This is a genomic window from Actinokineospora alba (assembly GCF_004362515.1).
Classification (GTDB): Bacteria; Actinomycetota; Actinomycetes; order Mycobacteriales; family Pseudonocardiaceae; genus Actinokineospora; species Actinokineospora alba.
Map to the genome: position 1 here is coordinate 6,047,377 of NZ_SNXU01000001.1, position 18,790 is coordinate 6,066,166.

Here is an 18,790-nt window from a genome sequence, read left to right on the forward strand (position 1 = left end):
CGGCAGTGCCTGAGCCCGCGCGCCCATCAGGTTTGGCCGGTTCGTTCACATCCCTGCTCTCGATTGAGGTGAACTATGTCCAAATTCCGATGGCATCTCACCGCGGCCTTAGTCGCGGCGGCGACCGTGACGGCGGCACTCGTCGCCGCACCCGCCAGCGGCGCCGCGACACCGACAGCGGAGTTCGTGAAGACCTCCGACTGGGGAAGCGGTTGGGAGGCCAAGTACACGATCCGCAACGGCGGTTCGTCGACGCTCACGAGCTGGACGGTGGCGTTCGACCTGCCTGCGGGCACGACGATCTCGTCGTCCTGGGACGCCACCCGCAGCCAGTCCGGGAACCGGCACACGTTCAAGAACCTGTCGTGGAACGGTTCCATCGCCCCCGGTGGCACCGCGTCCTTCGGCTTCGTCGCGGCGGGCCCTGGGTCGCCGTCGGGGTGCACGCTCAACGGTGCGCCCTGTGGTGGCGGCACCCCGCCGACCAGCACCACCAACCCGACAACCACGACCAACCCCACGACCACGACCACGCGGCCGACAACAACCACAACGACACCCACCACGACGACTCCCCCGCCGCCGCCGGGCTCGAAGGTGATCGGCTACTTCGCGCAGTGGGGCGTCTACGGGCGCAACTACCACGTGAAGAACATCGTCACGAGCGGGTCGGCCTCGAAGCTGACGCACATCAACTACGCGTTCGGCAATGTCCAGAATGGACAGTGCACGATCGGCGACAGCTACGCCGACTATGACAAGGCGTACACGGCCGCCGACAGCGTCGACGGTGTGGCCGACACCTGGGACCAGCCGCTGCGCGGCAGCTTCAACCAGCTGCGCAAGCTGAAGAAGGCGTACCCGCACATCAAGGTCATCTGGTCGTTCGGCGGCTGGACCTGGTCCGGCGGCTTCGGCCAGGCCGCGCAGAACCCGGCGGCGTTCGCGGAATCCTGCTACAAGCTGGTCGAGGACCCGCGCTGGGCCGACGTGTTCGACGGCATCGACATCGACTGGGAGTACCCGAACGCCTGCGGTCTCACCTGTGACACCAGCGGTCCGGCGTCGTTCAAGAACCTGATGAGCGCCCTGCGCGGCCGGTTCGGCTCCTCGAACCTGCTGACCGCGGCGATCACCGCGGACGGCTCGTCCGGCGGCAAGATCGACGCCGCCGACTACGGCGGCGCGGCGCAGTACGTGGACTGGTACATGCCGATGACGTACGACTTCTTCGGCGCGTGGGCGGCTCAGGGGCCGACCGCGCCGCACTCGCCGCTGACGTCGTACTCGGGCATTCCGCAGCAGGGCTTCAACTCCGACGCGGCGATCCAGAAGCTGAAGTCGAAGGGCGTTCCGGCGTCGAAACTGTTGCTGGGCATCGGTTTCTACGGTCGCGGCTGGACCGGGGTCACCCAGTCGGCCCCGGGCGGTTCGGCCACCGGCGCGGCGGCGGGAACCTACGAGCAGGGCATCGAGGACTACAAGGTCCTCAAGACCAAGTGCCCGGCCAACGGCACCATCGCGGGCACGGCGTACGCGCATTGCGGCACCAACTGGTGGAGCTACGACACCCCGGCCACCATCGCGGGCAAGAAGGGCTACGCCGGGCAACAGGGTCTCGGCGGGATGTTCTTCTGGGAGCTGTCCGGTGACACCACGAACGGAGAACTGATCACCGCGATCCGCGGCTGATCTCGCACGATTCCCGGTCTTCCGACTGGGACGAGTCGGAATGGGCGGCTGCCCCGGGTTTCCCCGGGGCAGCCGTTCTTATTCACGGAATACCGGAATAACTGGGGACAGTCTGGTAAATGGCCGCAACTTCTCCGGCGGTCCAACGGGTTGTCAAGAAGGTGTTCGGCTGGGCACGATCAGTGAACCTGCACCAACGACTCGTCGGTCGCTCCTCCCCTGCACGAGCGGGGTGGCCGCGGAAGGAACCATTGTGAGAAGTGCTCTCTTTGGCGTGCCCGGAAAAGCGGGGCTGCTCGCGGTCGGCGTGCTCGCGGCGCTGGCCACCTCGGCGGGCCCGTCGGTCGCGGCGCCGCCGCCGACCGAGCCGGGCGACGTCAGCCCCATGGTCGTCGGGGGTTCCCCGGCGGCGAAGGGCGAGTTCCCGTGGATGGTCCGGCTGTCGATGGGCTGCGGCGGTGCCATGTACTCCGAGCAGCTGGTGCTCACCGCGGCGCACTGTGTCAGCGGGACCGGCAACAACACCGGCATCACCGCGAGCTACGGCATGGTCGATCTCCAGGACTCCACCGCGGTCAAGCGGACGTCCACCTATGTCTACAAGAACCCTGGCTATGGCACGTCCGCGGGCGGCGACTGGGCATTTGTGAAGCTGGCCAGCCCGATCACCGGGGCCGCGCTGCTGCCCATCGCCAAGACCAAGGACTACGACACCGGCACGTTCACCATCGCCGGGTGGGGTGACACCTCCGAGGGCGGCAACGCCTCCCGGTACCTGCTCAAGGCGCAGGTCCCGTTCGTCGACGACACGACCTGCAAGAACTCGAGTTCGTACTACTCGGACCTGATCTTCAACGCCGAGCTGTGCGCGGGTTACACCCAGGGCGGCACCGACACGTGCCAGGGCGACTCGGGTGGCCCGATGTTCCGGCGCGACGGCAACAACGCGTGGATCCAGGTCGGCATCGTCAGCCACGGCGAAGGCTGCGCCAGGGCGAACGCCCCGGGTGTCTACACCGAGGTGAGTTCGTTCGCGTCGGCCATCGAGGCCAAGGCGAAGGAGCTCGGTGGCGGTGACACGCCCCCGCCCACGGGAAAGGTCTTCGAGAACACCAACAACGTCAACATCCCGGACGCGGGCACCGCGGTCACCAGCTCGGTCACGGTCAGCGGTATCAGCGGGAATGCCCCGGCCACCCTGCAGGTAGGCGTCGACATCAAGCACACGTGGCGCGGTGACCTCGTCATCGACCTGGTGGCCCCGGACGGCTCGACCTACCGGATGAAGAGCTCCAGCTCGAACGACTCGGCTGACAACGTCATCACCACGTACACCGTCAACGCGTCCACCGAGGTCGCCAACGGCACCTGGAAGCTCAAGGTCCAGGACGTCGCCCGCTACGACACCGGCTACATCGACTCCTGGAAGCTGACCTTCTAACAGCAAAATGCCCCGGTATTCATGATTTCTCATGAATACCGGGGCATTCGCAACTTTTGTCCGGCGGCGTCCTACTCTCCCACACCCTCACGAGTGCAGTACCATCGGCGCTGGCAGGCTTAGCTTCCGGGTTCGGGATGGGACCGGGCGTTTCCCTGCCGCTATGACCGCCGTAACTCTATGAAACTATCAACCATTCGACCCACACCCAGGACACCTGTGGTGTCGGGGGTGTGGGGTGGTTGGTGTCTCAGACACCGCACAGTGGATGCGTAGCATGTTTGTAGCAAGCCCTCGGCCTATTAGTACCGGTCAACTCCACCCATTACTGGGCTTCCATTTCCGGCCTATCAACCCAGTGGTCTGCTGGGGGCCTTAACCCCTCAAAGGGGGTGGGAGACCTCATCTTGGAACAGGCTTCCCGCTTAGATGCCTTCAGCGGTTATCCCTTCCGAACGTAGCCAACCAGCCATGCCCCTGGCGGGACAACTGGCACACCAGAGGTTCGTCCGTCCCGGTCCTCTCGTACTAGGGACAGCCTTCCTCAAGTCTCCTGCGCGCGCGGCGGATAGGGACCGAACTGTCTCACGACGTTCTAAACCCAGCTCGCGTACCGCTTTAATGGGCGAACAGCCCAACCCTTGGGACCTACTCCAGCCCCAGGATGCGACGAGCCGACATCGAGGTGCCAAACCATGCCGTCGATATGGACTCTTGGGCAAGATCAGCCTGTTATCCCCGGGGTACCTTTTATCCGTTGAGCGACGCCGCTTCCACCAGCCAGCGCCGGATCACTAGTCCCGACTTTCGTCCCTGCTCGACCTGTCAGTCTCACAGTCAAGCTCCCTTGTGCACTTGCACTCGACACCTGATTGCCAACCAGGCTGAGGGAACCTTTGGGCGCCTCCGTTACCCTTTGGGAGGCAACCGCCCCAGTTAAACTACCCACCAGGCACTGTCCCTGAACCGGATCACGGTCCGAAGTTAGACACTCAGTACGATCAGAGTGGTATTTCAAGATTGACTCCACAACCACTGGCGTGGCCGCTTCACAGTCTCCCACCTATCCTACACAAACCGAACCAAGCACCAATACCAAGCTATAGTAAAGGTCCCGGGGTCTTTCCGTCCTGCCGCGCGTAACGAGCATCTTTACTCGTAGTGCAATTTCGCCGGGCCTATGGTTGAGACAGTCGAGAAGTCGTTACGCCATTCGTGCAGGTCGGAACTTACCCGACAAGGAATTTCGCTACCTTAGGATGGTTATAGTTACCACCGCCGTTTACTGGCGCTTAAATTCTCAGCTTCGCCCCGAAGAGCTAACCGGTCCTCTTAACGTTCCAGCACCGGGCAGGCGTCAGTCCGTATACATCGTCTTGCGACTTCGCACGGACCTGTGTTTTTAGTAAACAGTCGCTTCTCGCTGGTCTCTGCGGCCACCTCGCCCTAGCCTGCAAGAGGCTTCAAGCGCTGTGGCCCCCCTTCTCCCGAAGTTACGGGGGCATTTTGCCGAGTTCCTTAACCATAGTTCACCCGATCGCCTTGGTATTCTCTACCTGACCACCTGTGTCGGTTTGGGGTACGGGCCGCGTGGAAACTCACTAGAGGCTTTTCTCGGCAGCATGGGATCACTCTACTTCGCCTCATTCGGCTATGCATCACGTCTCAGCCTATGTGTGACACGGATTTGCCTATGTCACGGCCTACACGCTTACACCAGTCACCAACTGCTGGCGGAGCTACCCTCCTGCGTCACCCCATCGTTTGGCTACTACCGGATCAGGTCCCGCGCTCCACGCACCAGACCCGAAGGTCCGGATTGCTTTGGGCGGTTAGTATCACCGAGCTCACCAGGGACGCGTCCACACGGGTACGGGAATATCAACCCGTTGTCCATCGACTACGCCTGTCGGCCTCGCCTTAGGTCCCGACTTACCCTGGGCGGATTAGCCTGGCCCAGGAACCCTTGGTCATCCGGCGGAAGAGTTTCTCACTCTTCTTTCGCTACTCATGCCTGCATTCTCACTCGCACAGCCTCCACGACTGGATCACTCCGCCGCTTCCATGGCTGCACGACGCTCCCCTACCCATCCACACCACTGCACCCGAACCCGAAGGAACGAGTGGATGTATTGTGTGAATGACACAGCTTCGGCGGTGTGCTTAAGCCCCGCTACATTGTCGGCGCAGGACCACTTGACCAGTGAGCTATTACGCACTCTTTCAAGGGTGGCTGCTTCTAAGCCAACCTCCTGGTTGTCTGGGCGACCCCACATCCTTTCCCACTTAGCACACACTTAGGGGCCTTAGCTGGTGTTCTGGGCTGTTTCCCTCTCGACTACGAACCTTATCGCCCGCAGTCTCACTGCCGCACTCTAACACACCGGTATTCGGAGTTTGGTTGATTTCGGTAAGCTTGTAGGCCCCCTAGACCATCCAGTGCTCTACCCCCGGCGTGAAACATGCGACGCTGCACCTAAATGCATTTCGGGGAGAACCAGCTATCACGGAGTTTGATTGGCCTTTCACCCCTACCCACAGCTCATCCCCTCAGTTTTCAACCTAAGTGGGTTCGGGCCTCCACGACGTCTTACCGTCGCTTCACCCTGGCCATGGGTAGATCACTCCGCTTCGGGTCTAGACCACGCGACTCAAGCGCCCTATTCAGACTCGCTTTCGCTACGGCTACCCCACACGGGTTAACCTCGCCACGCAGCACTAACTCGCAGGCTCATTCTTCAAAAGGCACGCCATCACCCCGAAAGGCTCTGACGGCTTGTAGGCACACGGTTTCAGGTACTCTTTCACTCCCCTCCCGGGGTACTTTTCATCTTTCCCTCACGGTACTAGTCCGCTATCGGTCATCAGGAAGTATTTAGGCTTAGCGGGTGGTCCCGCCAGATTCACAGCAAATTTCACGAGCTCGCTGCTACTTGGGAACACTCTCAGGAGACACCGGGTTTTCACGTACGGGACTCTCACCCTCTACGGTCGCGCTTTCCAGCAACGTTCCACTAACCCAAGTGTTTTCTAACTCCTCGACCGTCCGGCAGAACGATCAGAAAGGTCCCACGACCCCGAACACGCAACCCCTGCCGGGTATCACACGTATCCGGTTTAGCCTCATCCGCTTTCGCTCGCCACTACTCACGGAATCACGGTTGTTTTCTCTTCCTACGGGTACTGAGATGTTTCACTTCCCCGCGTTCCCTCCACACACCCTATAGATTCAGGTGCGGGTGACACCACATGACTGATGCCGGGTTTCCCCATTCGGACATCCTCGGATCTCAGCTCGGTTGACAGCTCCCCGAGGCTTATCGCAGCCTCCTACGTCCTTCATCGGCTCCTGATGCCTAGACATCCACCGTATGCCCTTAATATCTTGCTACAAAGATGCTCGCATCCACTGTGCAGTTCTCAAACACCAACCAGAAACCCACCACATCCATTGAAAACACGTTCTCGACCGTGTCGAGTGTTTGTCTTCTGTGGTGGCCCTGACCAGAGGACAACCCCACAACGGGTGTTGTCTCAGGACCCAACAGTGTGCCGACACACATCCACTCCACAACCCCAGTCCTCAGCGTTCCACGCGCACCCTTGCAGGTGTGCAGTACTAACCGGATGACCGGCGCCGCGAGTCTCAGCTCGTCCAGTAGTTCCACAGCGAATGAGCAACCACCCACAGCGCGTTCGGCTGCAGCGTGGCCCTCCCACACGGTCCAGCAAGCTGGTCCGCGGGTCAGATGCTCCTTAGAAAGGAGGTGATCCAGCCGCACCTTCCGGTACGGCTACCTTGTTACGACTTCGTCCCAATCGCCAGTCCCACCTTCGACCACTCCCTCTGCAAGCAGTTGGGCCATGGGCTTCGGGTGTTACCGACTTTCGTGACGTGACGGGCGGTGTGTACAAGGCCCGGGAACGTATTCACCGCAGCGTTGCTGATCTGCGATTACTAGCGACTCCGACTTCACGGGGTCGAGTTGCAGACCCCGATCCGAACTGAGACCGGCTTTAAGGGATTCGCTCCACCTCACGGTCTCGCAGCCCTCTGTACCGGCCATTGTAGCATGTGTGAAGCCCTAGACATAAGGGGCATGATGACTTGACGTCATCCCCACCTTCCTCCGAGTTGACCCCGGCAGTCTCCTATGAGTCCCCGCCATTACGCGCTGGCAACATAGAACGAGGGTTGCGCTCGTTGCGGGACTTAACCCAACATCTCACGACACGAGCTGACGACAGCCATGCACCACCTGTGAACCGACCACAAGGGGGCCTACATCTCTGCAGGTTTCCGGTCCATGTCAAGCCTAGGTAAGGTTCTTCGCGTTGCATCGAATTAATCCACATGCTCCGCCGCTTGTGCGGGCCCCCGTCAATTCCTTTGAGTTTTAGCCTTGCGGCCGTACTCCCCAGGCGGGGTGCTTAATGCGTTAGCTACGGCACGGAGAACGTGGAATGTTCCCCACACCTAGCACCCACCGTTTACGGCGTGGACTACCAGGGTATCTAATCCTGTTCGCTCCCCACGCTTTCGCTCCTCAGCGTCAGTATCGGCCCAGAGACCCGCCTTCGCCACCGGTGTTCCTCCTGATATCTGCGCATTTCACCGCTACACCAGGAATTCCAGTCTCCCCTACCGAACTCAAGTCTGCCCGTATCGACCGCAGGCCCAGGGTTAAGCCCCAGGTTTTCACGGCCGACGCAACAAACCGCCTACGAGCTCTTTACGCCCAATAATTCCGGACAACGCTCGCACCCTACGTATTACCGCGGCTGCTGGCACGTAGTTAGCCGGTGCTTCTTCTGCAGGTACCGTCACTTGCGCTTCGTCCCTGCTGAAAGAGGTTTACAACCCGAAGGCCGTCATCCCTCACGCGGCGTCGCTGCATCAGGCTTTCGCCCATTGTGCAATATTCCCCACTGCTGCCTCCCGTAGGAGTCTGGGCCGTGTCTCAGTCCCAGTGTGGCCGGTCGCCCTCTCAGGCCGGCTACCCGTCGTCGCCTTGGTAGGCCATTACCCCACCAACAAGCTGATAGGCCGCGGGTTCATCCTGCACCGCCGGAACTTTCCACCACAACACATGCGTGAAGTGGTCATATCCGGTATTAGACCCAGTTTCCCGGGCTTATCCCAGAGTGCAGGGCAGATTACCCACGTGTTACTCACCCGTTCGCCGCTCGTGTACCCCGAAGGGCCTTACCGCTCGACTTGCATGTGTTAAGCACGCCGCCAGCGTTCGTCCTGAGCCAGGATCAAACTCTCCAATAATGAATGTTTGATAAACCTGACAAACAGACACCAAAACTGGCATCAATTCATCTCAAAGGAACCCACTAAGGGGTTCTATATTTAAGCTCTACTGGCTTAAATCGGCACACTGTTGAGTTCTCAAACAACACACGCACATCTGATTCGGCCACAGTCTATCGGGGCTTCTTCTAGAGGCTTTGTTGGCCCTCGCTCGTTCCGGTTTGTCCGGCCCGTTCCGCGCTGACTTGGATAAAGTTACACGGTGCCTAACGGGGGATCAAATCGGGGGTCCCATAGGCCGTCACGCGGTGTTCCGTCAACCGCGTTTCCCTTGCGCCACAACGGATCTGGGCGGCACCGCCGACAAGCCGCCGCGCCGGGGCGGACGGGTCGCCGCTCCCCCGCCGGATCGGCCGTTCGGGCACGTTCCCGCTGATCATCCACCCTGCGCGCACGACTTGTGTCCACTGTGGACTCCTCGACAACTCCGTGAATGAAGTGTTTGTGATCGCGGTCACTTTCCGACTGAGTTGGCCCAATACGCGGGTACTCACCGCGACCAGGTGCCACCCGTTAGCCGTATTGCGGCTGGTGGAGACGCTCCTAGGTTGAGAAGCGGCGGCGACAGATCTCGCCGCCGTCCCTGCGGCCGACCGGCCCTGCGCACCCGGTCCAGGCCTCGGCCCGCCCACTCGGCGGGCCAATACTCAGAGGAGTCCCTGCATGTTCCGACGAACACTCGCCCTGGTCGCGGCCAACGCCGCGGTCGGTGCCGCGGTGGTCCTGGGCGCCGCGCCCGCCACCGCCGCGCCCGCCCCCGCTCCGGCGGCGATGGCGGCGGTCACCATCACCTACGACGACAGCTACGCCGCCGAGTTCAAGGAGGCGGTCGCCCAGGGTGTCGCCATCTGGAACCAGTCGGTCACCAACGTCCGCATCGTCAAGGCCGCGGCGGGCACGCGCGCCAACGTCCGCGTCATCGCGGACAACAACTGGCCCCGGGCCACGCTGGGGCCGGTTCGCCCCGGCGGCAGCGGGACGGTGTGGATGGGCCGACAGGCTGTCCAACAGGGGTACAACGTCGTCCGGATCGCCGCGCACGAGTTCGGGCACATTCTCGGGCTGCCGGACCGGCGGACCGGGCTGTGCTCTGACCTGATGTCCGGGAGTTCGGCTCCCACGTCCTGCGCCAACGCGAAGCCCAGTTCGGCCGAGGCCTCGCAGGTGCAGCGCAACTACGCGACCGCGCTGACTCAGGCGCCCACGCGGGAGATCATCTTGGTGGACGCCGCCTAGCGGGGTCCCTGGGAACGTGACAGGGGCGGTGTCCGAGTCGGACACCGCCCCTGTTTCTGTCTCGGTCGTGCTTACTGCTTGGCGACCAGAGTCAGGACGTCGTACTTGGCGACCGACTCGCCGCCCTGCTTGGTGACGTCGGCGTCCCAGCGGACCTCGCCGTACTCGGCGTTCTCCCGCGGGGTGATCTGCTTGGCGGTCAACGTCACCGTCAGCTCGTCGCCGGGGAAGACCGGGGTGAGGAACCGGAGGTTCTCCAGGCCGTAGTTGGCCAGGACCGGGCCGGGCTCCGGGGAGACGAACAGGCCCGCGGCGAACGACACGATGAGGTAGCCGTGGGCGACGATGCCGCCGAAGAACTCGTTCGCGGCCGCCGCCACCGGGTCGGTGTGGGCGTAGAAGGTATCCCCGGTGAACTCGGAGAAGTGGTCGATGTCGGCCTGGGTCACCGTGCGCGGGCCCGCGACGACCGAGTCGCCGACGCGCAGGTCGGCCAGGGACTTGCGGAACGGGTGGACGTCCTCGGTGCGCCGGGGCGCGCCCGCGACCCACTGGCCGGTGATCTCGGCCAGCATTCGGGGGCTGCCCTGCACGGCGGTGCGCTGCAGGTGGTGCAGCACGCCTCGAATGCCGCCCATCTCCTCGCCGCCGCCCGCGCGGCCGGGGCCACCGTGGATGAGGCCGGGCAGCGGGGAGCCGTGGCCGGTGGACTCCTTGGCGTCCTCGGCGTCGAGGACCAGGAGTCGGCCGTGCCAGGGAGCGACGCCGTGCACGACCTCGCGGGCGAAGTCGGCGTCGGCGGTGACGACCGAGCCCACCAGGCTGCCGTGGCCGCGGGCCGCCAGGTCGATGACGTGGTCGGTGGAGGTGTACGGCATCAGGGTGCTGACCGGGCCGAACGCCTCGACCTCGTGCGGCTCGGCGCGGTCGGCGTCGGCGCGCAGGAGGACCGGGGACATGAAGGCGCCGCGCTCGGGGTCGGCGTCGACGACGTCGACCTTCTCCAGGTCTCCGTAGACGATGTCGCTCGCGTCGAGGAGGGCCTTGAGGGAGCGGCGGACCTCTGCGCGCTGTTCGAGGCCCGCGAGGGCGCCCATGCGCACGTCGGGGTTGGCCGGGTTGCCGATGGTGACCTTGGCCAGGCGCTCGGCGGTGGCCTGGGCGACGTCGTCGAGCACGGCGGCCGGGACGAAGGCGCGCCGGATCGCGGTGCACTTCTGGCCCGCCTTGGTCGTCATCTCGGCGACGAGCTGCTTGACGAACAGGTCGAACTCGGTGGTGCCGGGCGTCGCGTCGGGGCCGAGGATGCTGCAGTTGAGCGAGTCGGCCTCGGCGTTGAAGCGCACCGAGTTGCGCACGACCGCGTCGTGGGTGCGCAGGCGCAGGGCGGTGGAGGCCGAACCCGTGAACGAGACGAGGTCCTGCGCGGTGACGTGGTCGAGCAGGTCGCCCGCGCTGCCGCAGACGAGCTGGATGCTGCCCTCGGGAATGATGCCGGAGTTCACGATCAGCTCGACGAGCTTCTCGGTGAGGTACGCGGTCTGGCTGCCGGGCTTGATCAGGCTGGGCACGCCCGCGACGAACGCGGGGGCGAACTTCTCCAGCGGACCCCACACGGGGAAGTTGAACGCGTTGATCTGCACCGCGACCCCGCGCAGCGGCGCGGCGATGTGCTGGCCGACGAACGTGCCGCCCTTGCTCAGCGGCTCGACCGGGCCCTCGACGTAGACCTTGGCGTTGGGCAGTTCGCGGCGGCCCTTGCCGCTGTAGGCGAACAGGACGCCGATGCCGCCGTCGACGTCGACGAGCGAGTCGCGGCTGGTGGCGCCGGTCTTCGCGGAGAGCGCGTAGAGCTCTTCCTTGTGTTCCAACAGGTGCGAGGCCAGCACCTTGAGCAGCGCGGCGCGCTGGTGGAAGGTCAGTTCCCGCAGCGCGGGGCCGCCGGTGCGCCTGCCGTAGTCGAGCGCGGCGGCCATGTCGACGCCATCGGAGGAGATCCGGGCGATCTCCTCACCGGTCACCGCGTCGTGCAGGGGTGCTCCGTCCGAGGCGGCGGTGTGCCACCGGCCTGAGACGTAGCTGCGCAGAAGCGCCATCGAGTTCGACCTCCTGAGTCCGGCGGGCGGCTTCGTCGCCTGCCCGCGATCCCGATGCTAATGCGTTCGCGAGGGTGGGAACGCGATGGGAAAAAGAGAGACTTGTCGCGCCCACGATCGGGTGAAAAAGTAACCATCGAACGGTGATCAACCTGTCGCTGACAGAGATCCGCCCAGGTCACCACCCGGACGACGTGGGCTGCCGTTCGTCCCGATCGTCACCGATCGGGTTCCCGATTCTCCCTGCAAACGAATCGAGAAACCACGTATGTTCAAGACCAAGATTCTGCTGACCGTCGCCGGTGCGGCCATGGCCCTGCTTGGCGCCGCTCCGTCCGCGGTCGCGGCTCCCGAGCCGGGCCCGACCGTCAGCCCGATGATCATCGATGGCAACACGGCCTCCAACGCCCCCTGGGCGGCGCGGCTGTTCGCCAACGGCAGGCAGGCCTGCTCGGCGACGATCATCGCCCCGCAGTACGTCCTCACGGCGAAGCACTGCGTCGCCAGCGGCGCGATCTCGTTCCGGATCGGCAGCCTGGACCAGACCAGCGGCGGCACCATGGCCAACGCGGTCTCGATCACCCGGCACTCCGGCTCGGACCTGGCGATCGCCCGCCTCGACCGCAGCGTCTCGGCGACCTACGCGCCGCTGGGCACCTCCAGCGACGTGTCGGTCGGGCAGACCGTCCAGGTCTACGGCTGGGGCGCGACCTGCACCAACCAGCCGGAGATCAACTGCCAGTCGCGCTACCTGAAGTACGCCAACGTGCGGGTCAGCTCCGTCAACGCGCGTGACTACTACGGTGGCGTCGCGGTTCGCGCGACCCGCATCGACGGCATCACCGCCGGTGGCGACTCGGGCGGCCCGATGTTCGCCTCGGGCAGGCAGGTCGGCGTGGCGTCGACCAGCGACCGCCAGTCGGTCACGAACTACACCAACGTGACCTCGTACCGCAGCTGGATTCGCAGCGTCGCGGGCGTCTGATCACCTCGGGCGGGAAGAGGGGCCGCGGCACCAGCCGCGGCCCCTTTTTCGCGCGTTCAGGCGGCGGCCGGGGCGGTGCGCTCGTCGAACTGCGTGCGGTACAGCTCCTGGTAGCGGCCGCCCGCCGCGAGCAGGCCGTCGTGGGTGCCGCGCTCGACCACGCGCCCGTCCTCGATCACCAGGATCAGGTCGGCGGCGCGCACGGTCGAGAGGCGGTGGGCGATCACGATTGCTGTCCGCCCTTCCAGTGCCTCGCCGAGTGCTTCCTGCACGTCGGCCTCCGAGGTCGAGTCCAGGTGGGCCGTCGCCTCGTCGAGGATGACCACCCGCTGCTGTGCCAGCAGCAGCCGGGCGATCGTGAGGCGCTGGCGTTCGCCGCCGGAGAGCCGGTAGCCGCGCTCCCCCACCACCGTGTCGAGGCCGTCGGGCAGGGAGCGCACCAGCTTGTCCAGCCGGGCCCGCAGCAGCGCGTCCCACAGGTCGTCCTCGGTCGCCTCCGGGCGGGCCAGCAGCAGGTTGGAACGGATCGACTCGTGGAAGAGGTGTCCGTCCTGGGTGACCATGCCGAGGGTGGCCCGGATGGAGTCGGCCGTGAGGTCGCGGACGTCGACGCCGGAGAGGCGGATCGTGCCGGAGTCGACGTCGTAGAGCCGGGGCGTGAGCTGCGCGATGGTCGACTTGCCCGCGCCGGAAGACCCGACGAGTGCGATGAGCTGGCCGGGTTCGGCGCGGAACGACACGTCGTGCAGAACCTCGACACCGCCGCGGTTGTCGAGCGTGGCGACCTCTTCCAGGGAGGCGAGGGAGACCTTGTCGGCGGCCGGGTAGGAGAAGGTGACCTTGTCGAACTCCACCGCGACCGGGCCGTCCGGCACCTCGCGCGCGCCGGGCCGGTCGGAGATGAGCGGCTTGAGGTCGAGGATCTCGAAGACGCGCTCGAAGCTGACCAACGCGGTCATCACCTCCACGCGCGCGCCCGCGAGCGCGGTCAGGGGCGCGTAGAGCCGGGTGAGCAGCAGGGCGAGGGCGACGACGGCGCCCGGGTCGAGTGAGCCGCTGATGGCGAGGACGCCGCCGAGTCCGTAGACCAGGGCGAGGGCGAGCGCGGAGACCAGGGTGAGCGCGGTGAAGAAGACCCACTGCAGCATCGCGGTCCGCACACCGATGTCGCGCACCCGGCCCGCACGCACGGCGAACTCGCGTGACTCGTCGGCGGGCCTGCCGAACAGCTTGACCAGAGTCGCGCCGGGTGCGGAGAAGCGCTCGGTCATCTGGGTGCTCATGGCGGCGTTGTGCTCGGCCGCGGCGCGCTGCAGTCCCGCGAGCCGCGCGCCCATGCGGCGGGCGGGGATGACGAAGACCGGCAGCAGCACGAGGGCGAGCAGGGTGATCTGCCAGGAGATCCCGATCATCACGACCAGCGTCAGGGCGAGTGTCACCAGGTTGCCGACGACACCGGAGAGCGTGTCGCTGAACGCGCGCTGGGCGCCGATGACGTCGTTGTTGAGCCTGCTCACCAGCGCGCCGGTGCGGGTGCGGGTGAAGAACGCGATGGGCTGGCGCTGGACGTGGTCGAAGACGCGGGTGCGCAGGTCGAGGATGAGCCCTTCGCCGACTGTCGACGACAGCCACCGCGACACCAGTCCCAGGCCCGCCTCCAGGATCGCGACGACGGCGATGATCCCGGCGAGCGTGACGACCACGCCGCTGTCGGCCTTGCCGACGATCGCGTTGACGACCCGGCCCGCGAGCACCGGGGTCACCACCGCCATCGCCGAGAGCGCGACGCTGACCACCAGGAACCAGGTGATCGTCACGCGGTGCGGGCGGGCGAAGCCGAAGATCCGCCGCACGGTGTCGCGGGAGATCCCGCGCTGGTCGTCGGAGGCGTTCATGGCCTTGTAAAGGGAGGTAAACGCTGTCATCTGCATGTCCACGTGATGACGGTAAGACCTCAAGTAATCTAGAGGTCAAGTCCGCAATAGACTGCGCGCGTGATCAAAGACTTCGGGACCGGGTTCGGTCTGCTCCTGCAGGGATTCCGCATCGTGCTGGGCAACCGCTCCATGCTGCTGCGCGGGGCCATCCCGGTCCTGCTGACCAGCGCGCTGATGTTCACCGGGCTGACGCTGCTCGCGGTCAACCTGGGCGGGATCGTCACCTGGGCCACCCCGTTCGCCGACGACTGGGCGCAGACCTGGCAGCAGGGCGTGCGGATCGCGGCGGGCCTGGTCACCGTGGTCGCGGCGGTCGCGGTGTCGGTGGTCCTGTTCGCCGGGCTGACCCTGGCGATCGGCGGACCGTTCTACGAGAGCATCGCCGAGGAAGTGGAGGACACCGTCCTGGGCGGCGTGCCCGAGGCGGAGACGATCGGCTGGGCGCGCGCAGCCTGGATCGGCCTGCGCGACACGGTGCGGCTGGTGCTGCGGGCGCTGGTGTGGGCGATCCTGCTGTTCGCCTTGGGGTTCATCCCGGTGATCGGGCAGACGGTGGTCCCGGTCCTCGCGGTGGCGGTAGGAGCGTGGCTGCTGGCGGTGGAGCTGACCGCGATCCCGTTCATCCGGCGCGGCCGGGACCTGAAGACCCGGCGGGCGACGTTGAAGAGCGGGCGGGCGATGACGCTGGGGTTCAGCGTGCCGGTCTATCTCGTGTGCCTGATCCCGTTGGCGGCGGTGGTGGTGTTCCCGGCCGCGATGGCGGCGGGGACGATCCTGGCGCACCGGTTGTTGGCGCGGTCTTCTCGTTGATGACGACGATCCGGTGTTCCGACGCGTCGGAACACCGGATCGTCAGGTCAGTTCAGTGGAATCAGCTGGTCGTCCACAGCGTCGCCCGGTAGCTCTCACCAATGGGCGGTGGGTAGTTGGCCATCACCTGGGTGGCCCAGGAGGTTCCGACCACCTTGCCGTTGTCGGCGATGTCGTACGGGTAGCTGTTGTCACCCTCTGACGGGGGCAAGGCAATGACCTCGCCCGATCGCCACAGGTACGCGCGGAGGCAACTTCTTCCATTGATGGTCTGGCGGTCGTAGAAGACCACGTCGTTCTGATCGTTCACCGCGGTCGCGCCATTGTTGGTCGCCGCGGCGGGGGCGAGTTGGATGCGGAAGGTTCCGCTCCCCCAGAGCACCGCCCTCCCGCTCGTCGCGGTGTTCATTCTTCCGACCGCGTAACCCTGGTTGTTCAGATCGTTGACCCACCCACCTCGCCCGTCGGTGTTCAGCAGGCGCACGGACGTGCCGGTCCACATGGCCGGGTGGGTCACGCCGTTCGCACTGAGGTTGCCCACGATCCGGCCGGAGTTATCGAGGTCCACGACCCGTTCGATCGTGTAGCCCGCCGGAACCGGCAACTCGACGCACTGCGCCAGGTCACAGCGCCACAGGCGCTGATCGGTGACGAAAACAAGTTGCCCGCTGTCGTTCAGCCGCTGCACCGCCACGGCGCCCGCCGCGATCGGGCTGGCGGCGGGGACGGTCCGCAGGGTGCCGGCGCTCCAGATCGAGTACGACTCGGCGGTGCCGAAACGGCCAACGAGCACGGACCCGCCATTGTTGATGGCGTACGCGCTCGTGTTCGGCGTGGAGTCCAGCAGGACGCGACTGCCGTCGCTTTCCTGGCGGAGCGCGCGATAGACGCCCGAGCTGTACTCCGTGATCGCGTACTGGCCGCGGTCGTTGAGCCCGTTGATCGTCCAATAGGCGGGCAACGTGTGCGGCTGCCCGGCCCGCCAGTACTGAAATTCGGTTTCATGGTTCGCGCGGCCCACGATGCTGCCGTCGGCACCGATCGTGGTGGCCCAGTAGATGCTTATGCCCGCCGGCTGGGCGAGAGTCTGCGTGGTCACCGCCTGTGCCGTCGCCTCGGCGGGCGCGGCGGTGATCAGTGGAATGGCGATGGCGAGCACGATGGCCGCCATCCGAGGTCTTGCAGTATGTGTCCCCATGTGATCGTCACCGCTGTCCGGCGGCGACTACCAGTACGGGTTGCAACTGTTGGTGCCGAAGCACAGGTTGTACAGGTGGGTGATCAGCTCATTGCCAGGACCGGACACGAGCCCGGTCATCAGCGGCGAGAGGTTCTCTGTCACGCCGCACCCGGTGAACGCCGGGATCGCATATCTCGTCTCGATCGTGCCCGCCCGGTTCGCCTCGGTGACCGGCTGGGTCTCGGTCACCGCTTTGACGCCCAGGTTGATCGTCCCGGACAGGTCGAGATCGACTGGGGTGACCGTGTGGCAGTTGGGGCCGACGTCGAGCGGCACGCCGTTCTGCTTGACCTCGCTGATCACCAGGTTGAGCTTGACCTTGACGATCGCCTTCGCCTTGGTGAGGTCGGTGAGGTCGATGCTTCCGGTCGCGTCGCCGACCTGGACGAAGGACGTGTTGTTGGTGACCGGCATAAAGCGGAAGACCACGAAGTAGCCCGGAGCGGGCGGCATCAACAGCTCACCGATGAGCGGGTTCGGCCGGTCATCATCGACGGCCTTGATAAGCGCCTTGAACTTTCCGCGGCCGATCGACATCGCCTGGCCCAGCTTGGCGATCTTGGTCATTCCCTCGACCCGCAGCACGGACTTGAAGTCCCCGGGTTCCGGTGGCGGAATGGCCGCAACAACCCGCACATCCGCCTGCTGAGGCCCCGCGACGGGCTTCTCCAGCGGGGTCGAGGCGAGCATGGTCGCGCCGACCACGCCACTTACTCCGAGTGCGACACCGAACGACCGAAGTAGCTTCATGGGGGCGCTGCTCACCTGCCAGACTCAAGAAAGTCATTTGCCCGCGGGCAATTCAGCGCGCGGCTACTCGGCGGTACGTTACCCACGTGTCATGGGGGCGACAACGGACCGGGCGAACGGCTGGGAAATGGGTCGGAACGTTGTCACGACCTCAAGAATTTCGGTGCTGTACTTGTGCGCGCGCCCACTACGGCTTGCGCGCGACCGCCCCGAGCATCGCGAAGTTCAGTGCCGACAAAGGCAGCAGCCGCGGCCCCGACGGCCACCAGTCGTGCGGGTGGGCCAAGCCGGGCGGGACGTATTCGAGGCCGCGGAAAAACGTCTGGATCTGTTCGCGGGTGCGGGGCGTGGTGCTGATCGGGGTGTCGGCGAACATCTTCTCCAGGGTGCGCACCAGGGTGCTGGCCTCGGACTGGTCGGCCGGGTCGTACTGGTGGCTGAGCATCAGATAGGACCCCGACGGGACCGCGTCGAGCCACGCCTGGACGACCTCGACGGCCTGCGCGTGGTCGGGGATGTGGTGCACGACCGAGCACATCATCAGCGCGACCGGCCGGGTGAGGTCGAGGTGCGGCCGCAACTCGGGGTGCTCGAGCGCCTTCGCCGGATCGGTGAAGTCGCAGCCCGCGACGTGCGTGCGGTCGTTCTCCTCCAGGATGGCCCGGCCGTGCGCCTGGACCACCGGGTCGTTGTCGACGTAGACGACCGTGGCCTCGGGGTTGTACCGCTGGACGACCTGGTGGGTGTTGTCCACCGTGGGCATGCCGGAACCGAGGTCGACGAACTGGTCGATGTTGCGCTCGCCGACCAGCAGCCGCAGGACCCGGATGATCCAGTCGCGGTGGTCGCGGGCGAGTTGGCGGGCCCCGGGGGCGATCCGCAGGAGCTGGTCCATCACGGCCCGGTCGGACGCGTAATGGTCACGCCCGCCAAGCAGCGCGTCGGTGAGCCTGGCCATGTTCGGCCGGTCGAAGTCGAGCGGTGTGAGCCGCGGGACGGTGTCCCACGACGACCGGTCGGCTGAGGGCATCTTGGCGGCTCCCCGATGTGGCCAATACAACAGAACGTATACACAGTAGGACATGGCGTGATCGCTGGGTATCCGGATCAGCCGTTTGTCGTCGACCGAAGGCTGCCCCCTGCTCCCCCGGAAACCGCCGCCTGACCCGCTTTCGTCACCCTGCGTGGCCGACGGCGAGGCGGACCTCGGCACTCGTGTCCTGATCCGGCTCCGGCCGGTCCCAGGTCAGCGCGGCGATCACGCACGCGAGCGGGCGGGATCC

10 protein-coding genes, 3 rRNA genes and 1 pseudogene are annotated in these 18,790 nt (G+C 65.3%); 6 read left to right on the forward strand and 8 right to left on the reverse strand.

Translation table 11 applies throughout. The features are described 5' to 3' along the window. The first annotated feature begins 75 nt into the window (after positions 1 to 75). The 3 genes and pseudogenes from C8E96_RS27605 to C8E96_RS34680 all read left to right on the forward strand — a co-directional run bounded on the left by C8E96_RS27605 (position 76) and on the right by C8E96_RS34680 (position 3,133). On the forward strand, positions 76 to 1,692 hold the full coding sequence (locus tag C8E96_RS27605; RefSeq protein ID WP_091370060.1) for a glycosyl hydrolase family 18 protein: 1,617 nt from the start codon (positions 76 to 78) through the stop codon (positions 1,690 to 1,692). Between the two features lie 253 nt (positions 1,693 to 1,945). Then, positions 1,946 to 2,758, forward strand: a pseudogene (locus tag C8E96_RS34510) (S1 family peptidase); the annotation flags it as partial. A gap of 132 nt (positions 2,759 to 2,890) precedes the next feature. Further along, complete coding sequence (locus C8E96_RS34680) at positions 2,891 to 3,133, forward strand: proprotein convertase P-domain-containing protein (protein ID WP_407642685.1); 243 nt, start codon at positions 2,891 to 2,893, stop codon at positions 3,131 to 3,133. A 58-nt stretch (positions 3,134 to 3,191) separates the two neighbouring features. Here the strand turns inward: C8E96_RS34680 and rrf are convergent. The 3 genes from rrf to C8E96_RS27625 form a co-directional block, all read right to left on the reverse strand. After that, positions 3,192 to 3,308 (reverse strand): 5S ribosomal RNA (rrf, locus tag C8E96_RS27615). Positions 3,309 to 3,415: 107 nt separating this feature from the next. Then, positions 3,416 to 6,524 (reverse strand): 23S ribosomal RNA (locus C8E96_RS27620). A 369-nt stretch (positions 6,525 to 6,893) separates the two neighbouring features. Continuing rightward, positions 6,894 to 8,411, reverse strand: a 16S ribosomal RNA gene (locus C8E96_RS27625). The 16S, 23S and 5S rRNA genes sit together here, the layout of an rRNA operon. Positions 8,412 to 9,116: 705 nt before the next feature. Between C8E96_RS27625 and C8E96_RS27630 the strand changes: the two genes are divergently transcribed. Next, complete coding sequence (locus C8E96_RS27630) at positions 9,117 to 9,689, forward strand: snapalysin family zinc-dependent metalloprotease (RefSeq protein ID WP_091383620.1); 573 nt, start codon at positions 9,117 to 9,119, stop codon at positions 9,687 to 9,689. A 71-nt stretch (positions 9,690 to 9,760) separates the two neighbouring features. Here C8E96_RS27630 and paaZ read toward each other — a convergent pair whose 3' ends face one another. Continuing rightward, entirely contained in the window at positions 9,761 to 11,785 is a 2,025-nt protein-coding gene (gene paaZ, locus C8E96_RS27635; protein WP_091383619.1) for a phenylacetic acid degradation bifunctional protein PaaZ, read from the reverse strand. Between the two features lie 268 nt (positions 11,786 to 12,053). On the opposite strand from paaZ, the gene C8E96_RS27640 reads away from it, so the two are divergent. Continuing rightward, positions 12,054 to 12,770 (forward strand): S1 family peptidase, encoded by a 717-nt coding sequence (locus C8E96_RS27640; protein ID WP_091383618.1) that lies wholly within the window; start codon positions 12,054 to 12,056, stop codon positions 12,768 to 12,770. A 56-nt stretch (positions 12,771 to 12,826) separates the two neighbouring features. Here the strand turns inward: C8E96_RS27640 and C8E96_RS27645 are convergent, their stop codons facing one another. After that, positions 12,827 to 14,695 carry an ABC transporter ATP-binding protein gene (locus C8E96_RS27645; protein ID WP_228772110.1) on the reverse strand — a complete coding sequence of 623 codons (1,869 nt, stop codon included), beginning with the start codon at positions 14,693 to 14,695 and terminating at the stop codon, positions 12,827 to 12,829. Between the two features lie 69 nt (positions 14,696 to 14,764). On the opposite strand from C8E96_RS27645, the gene C8E96_RS27650 reads away from it, so the two are divergent. Further along, complete coding sequence (locus C8E96_RS27650; RefSeq protein WP_091383616.1) at positions 14,765 to 15,517, forward strand: EI24 domain-containing protein; 753 nt, start codon at positions 14,765 to 14,767, stop codon at positions 15,515 to 15,517. A gap of 61 nt (positions 15,518 to 15,578) precedes the next feature. Here the strand turns inward: C8E96_RS27650 and C8E96_RS27655 are convergent, their stop codons facing one another. From C8E96_RS27655 to C8E96_RS27665, 3 genes are all read right to left on the reverse strand, one after another. Further along, on the reverse strand, positions 15,579 to 16,688 hold the full coding sequence (locus tag C8E96_RS27655) for a hypothetical protein (protein ID WP_091383615.1): 1,110 nt from the start codon (positions 16,686 to 16,688) through the stop codon (positions 15,579 to 15,581). Positions 16,689 to 16,742: 54 nt separating this feature from the next. Beyond that, positions 16,743 to 17,507 carry a hypothetical protein gene (locus tag C8E96_RS27660; protein ID WP_133794827.1) on the reverse strand — a complete coding sequence of 255 codons (765 nt, stop codon included), beginning with the start codon at positions 17,505 to 17,507 and terminating at the stop codon, positions 16,743 to 16,745. A gap of 187 nt (positions 17,508 to 17,694) precedes the next feature. Next, complete coding sequence (locus C8E96_RS27665) at positions 17,695 to 18,537, reverse strand: SAM-dependent methyltransferase (protein ID WP_091383613.1); 843 nt, start codon at positions 18,535 to 18,537, stop codon at positions 17,695 to 17,697. Positions 18,538 to 18,790 lie beyond the last annotated feature (253 nt).

What these genes read in the sequence shown, in the direction of transcription:
- paaZ (WP_091383619.1), bottom strand. Translation starts at nt 11,785, where the DNA reads ATGGCGCTTCTGCGCAGCTACGTCTCAGGCCGGTGGCACACCGCCGCC.
- C8E96_RS27645 (WP_228772110.1), bottom strand. Translation starts at nt 14,695, where the DNA reads ATGACAGCGTTTACCTCCCTTTACAAGGCCATGAACGCCTCCGACGAC.
- C8E96_RS27605 (WP_091370060.1), top strand. Translation starts at nt 76, where the DNA reads ATGTCCAAATTCCGATGGCATCTCACCGCGGCCTTAGTCGCGGCGGCG.
- C8E96_RS27630 (WP_091383620.1), top strand. Translation starts at nt 9,117, where the DNA reads ATGTTCCGACGAACACTCGCCCTGGTCGCGGCCAACGCCGCGGTCGGT.
- C8E96_RS27660 (WP_133794827.1), bottom strand. Translation starts at nt 17,507, where the DNA reads ATGAAGCTACTTCGGTCGTTCGGTGTCGCACTCGGAGTAAGTGGCGTG.
- C8E96_RS27665 (WP_091383613.1), bottom strand. Translation starts at nt 18,537, where the DNA reads ATGCCCTCAGCCGACCGGTCGTCGTGGGACACCGTCCCGCGGCTCACA.
- C8E96_RS27640 (WP_091383618.1), top strand. Translation starts at nt 12,054, where the DNA reads ATGTTCAAGACCAAGATTCTGCTGACCGTCGCCGGTGCGGCCATGGCC.
- C8E96_RS27655 (WP_091383615.1), bottom strand. Translation starts at nt 16,688, where the DNA reads ATGGCGGCCATCGTGCTCGCCATCGCCATTCCACTGATCACCGCCGCG.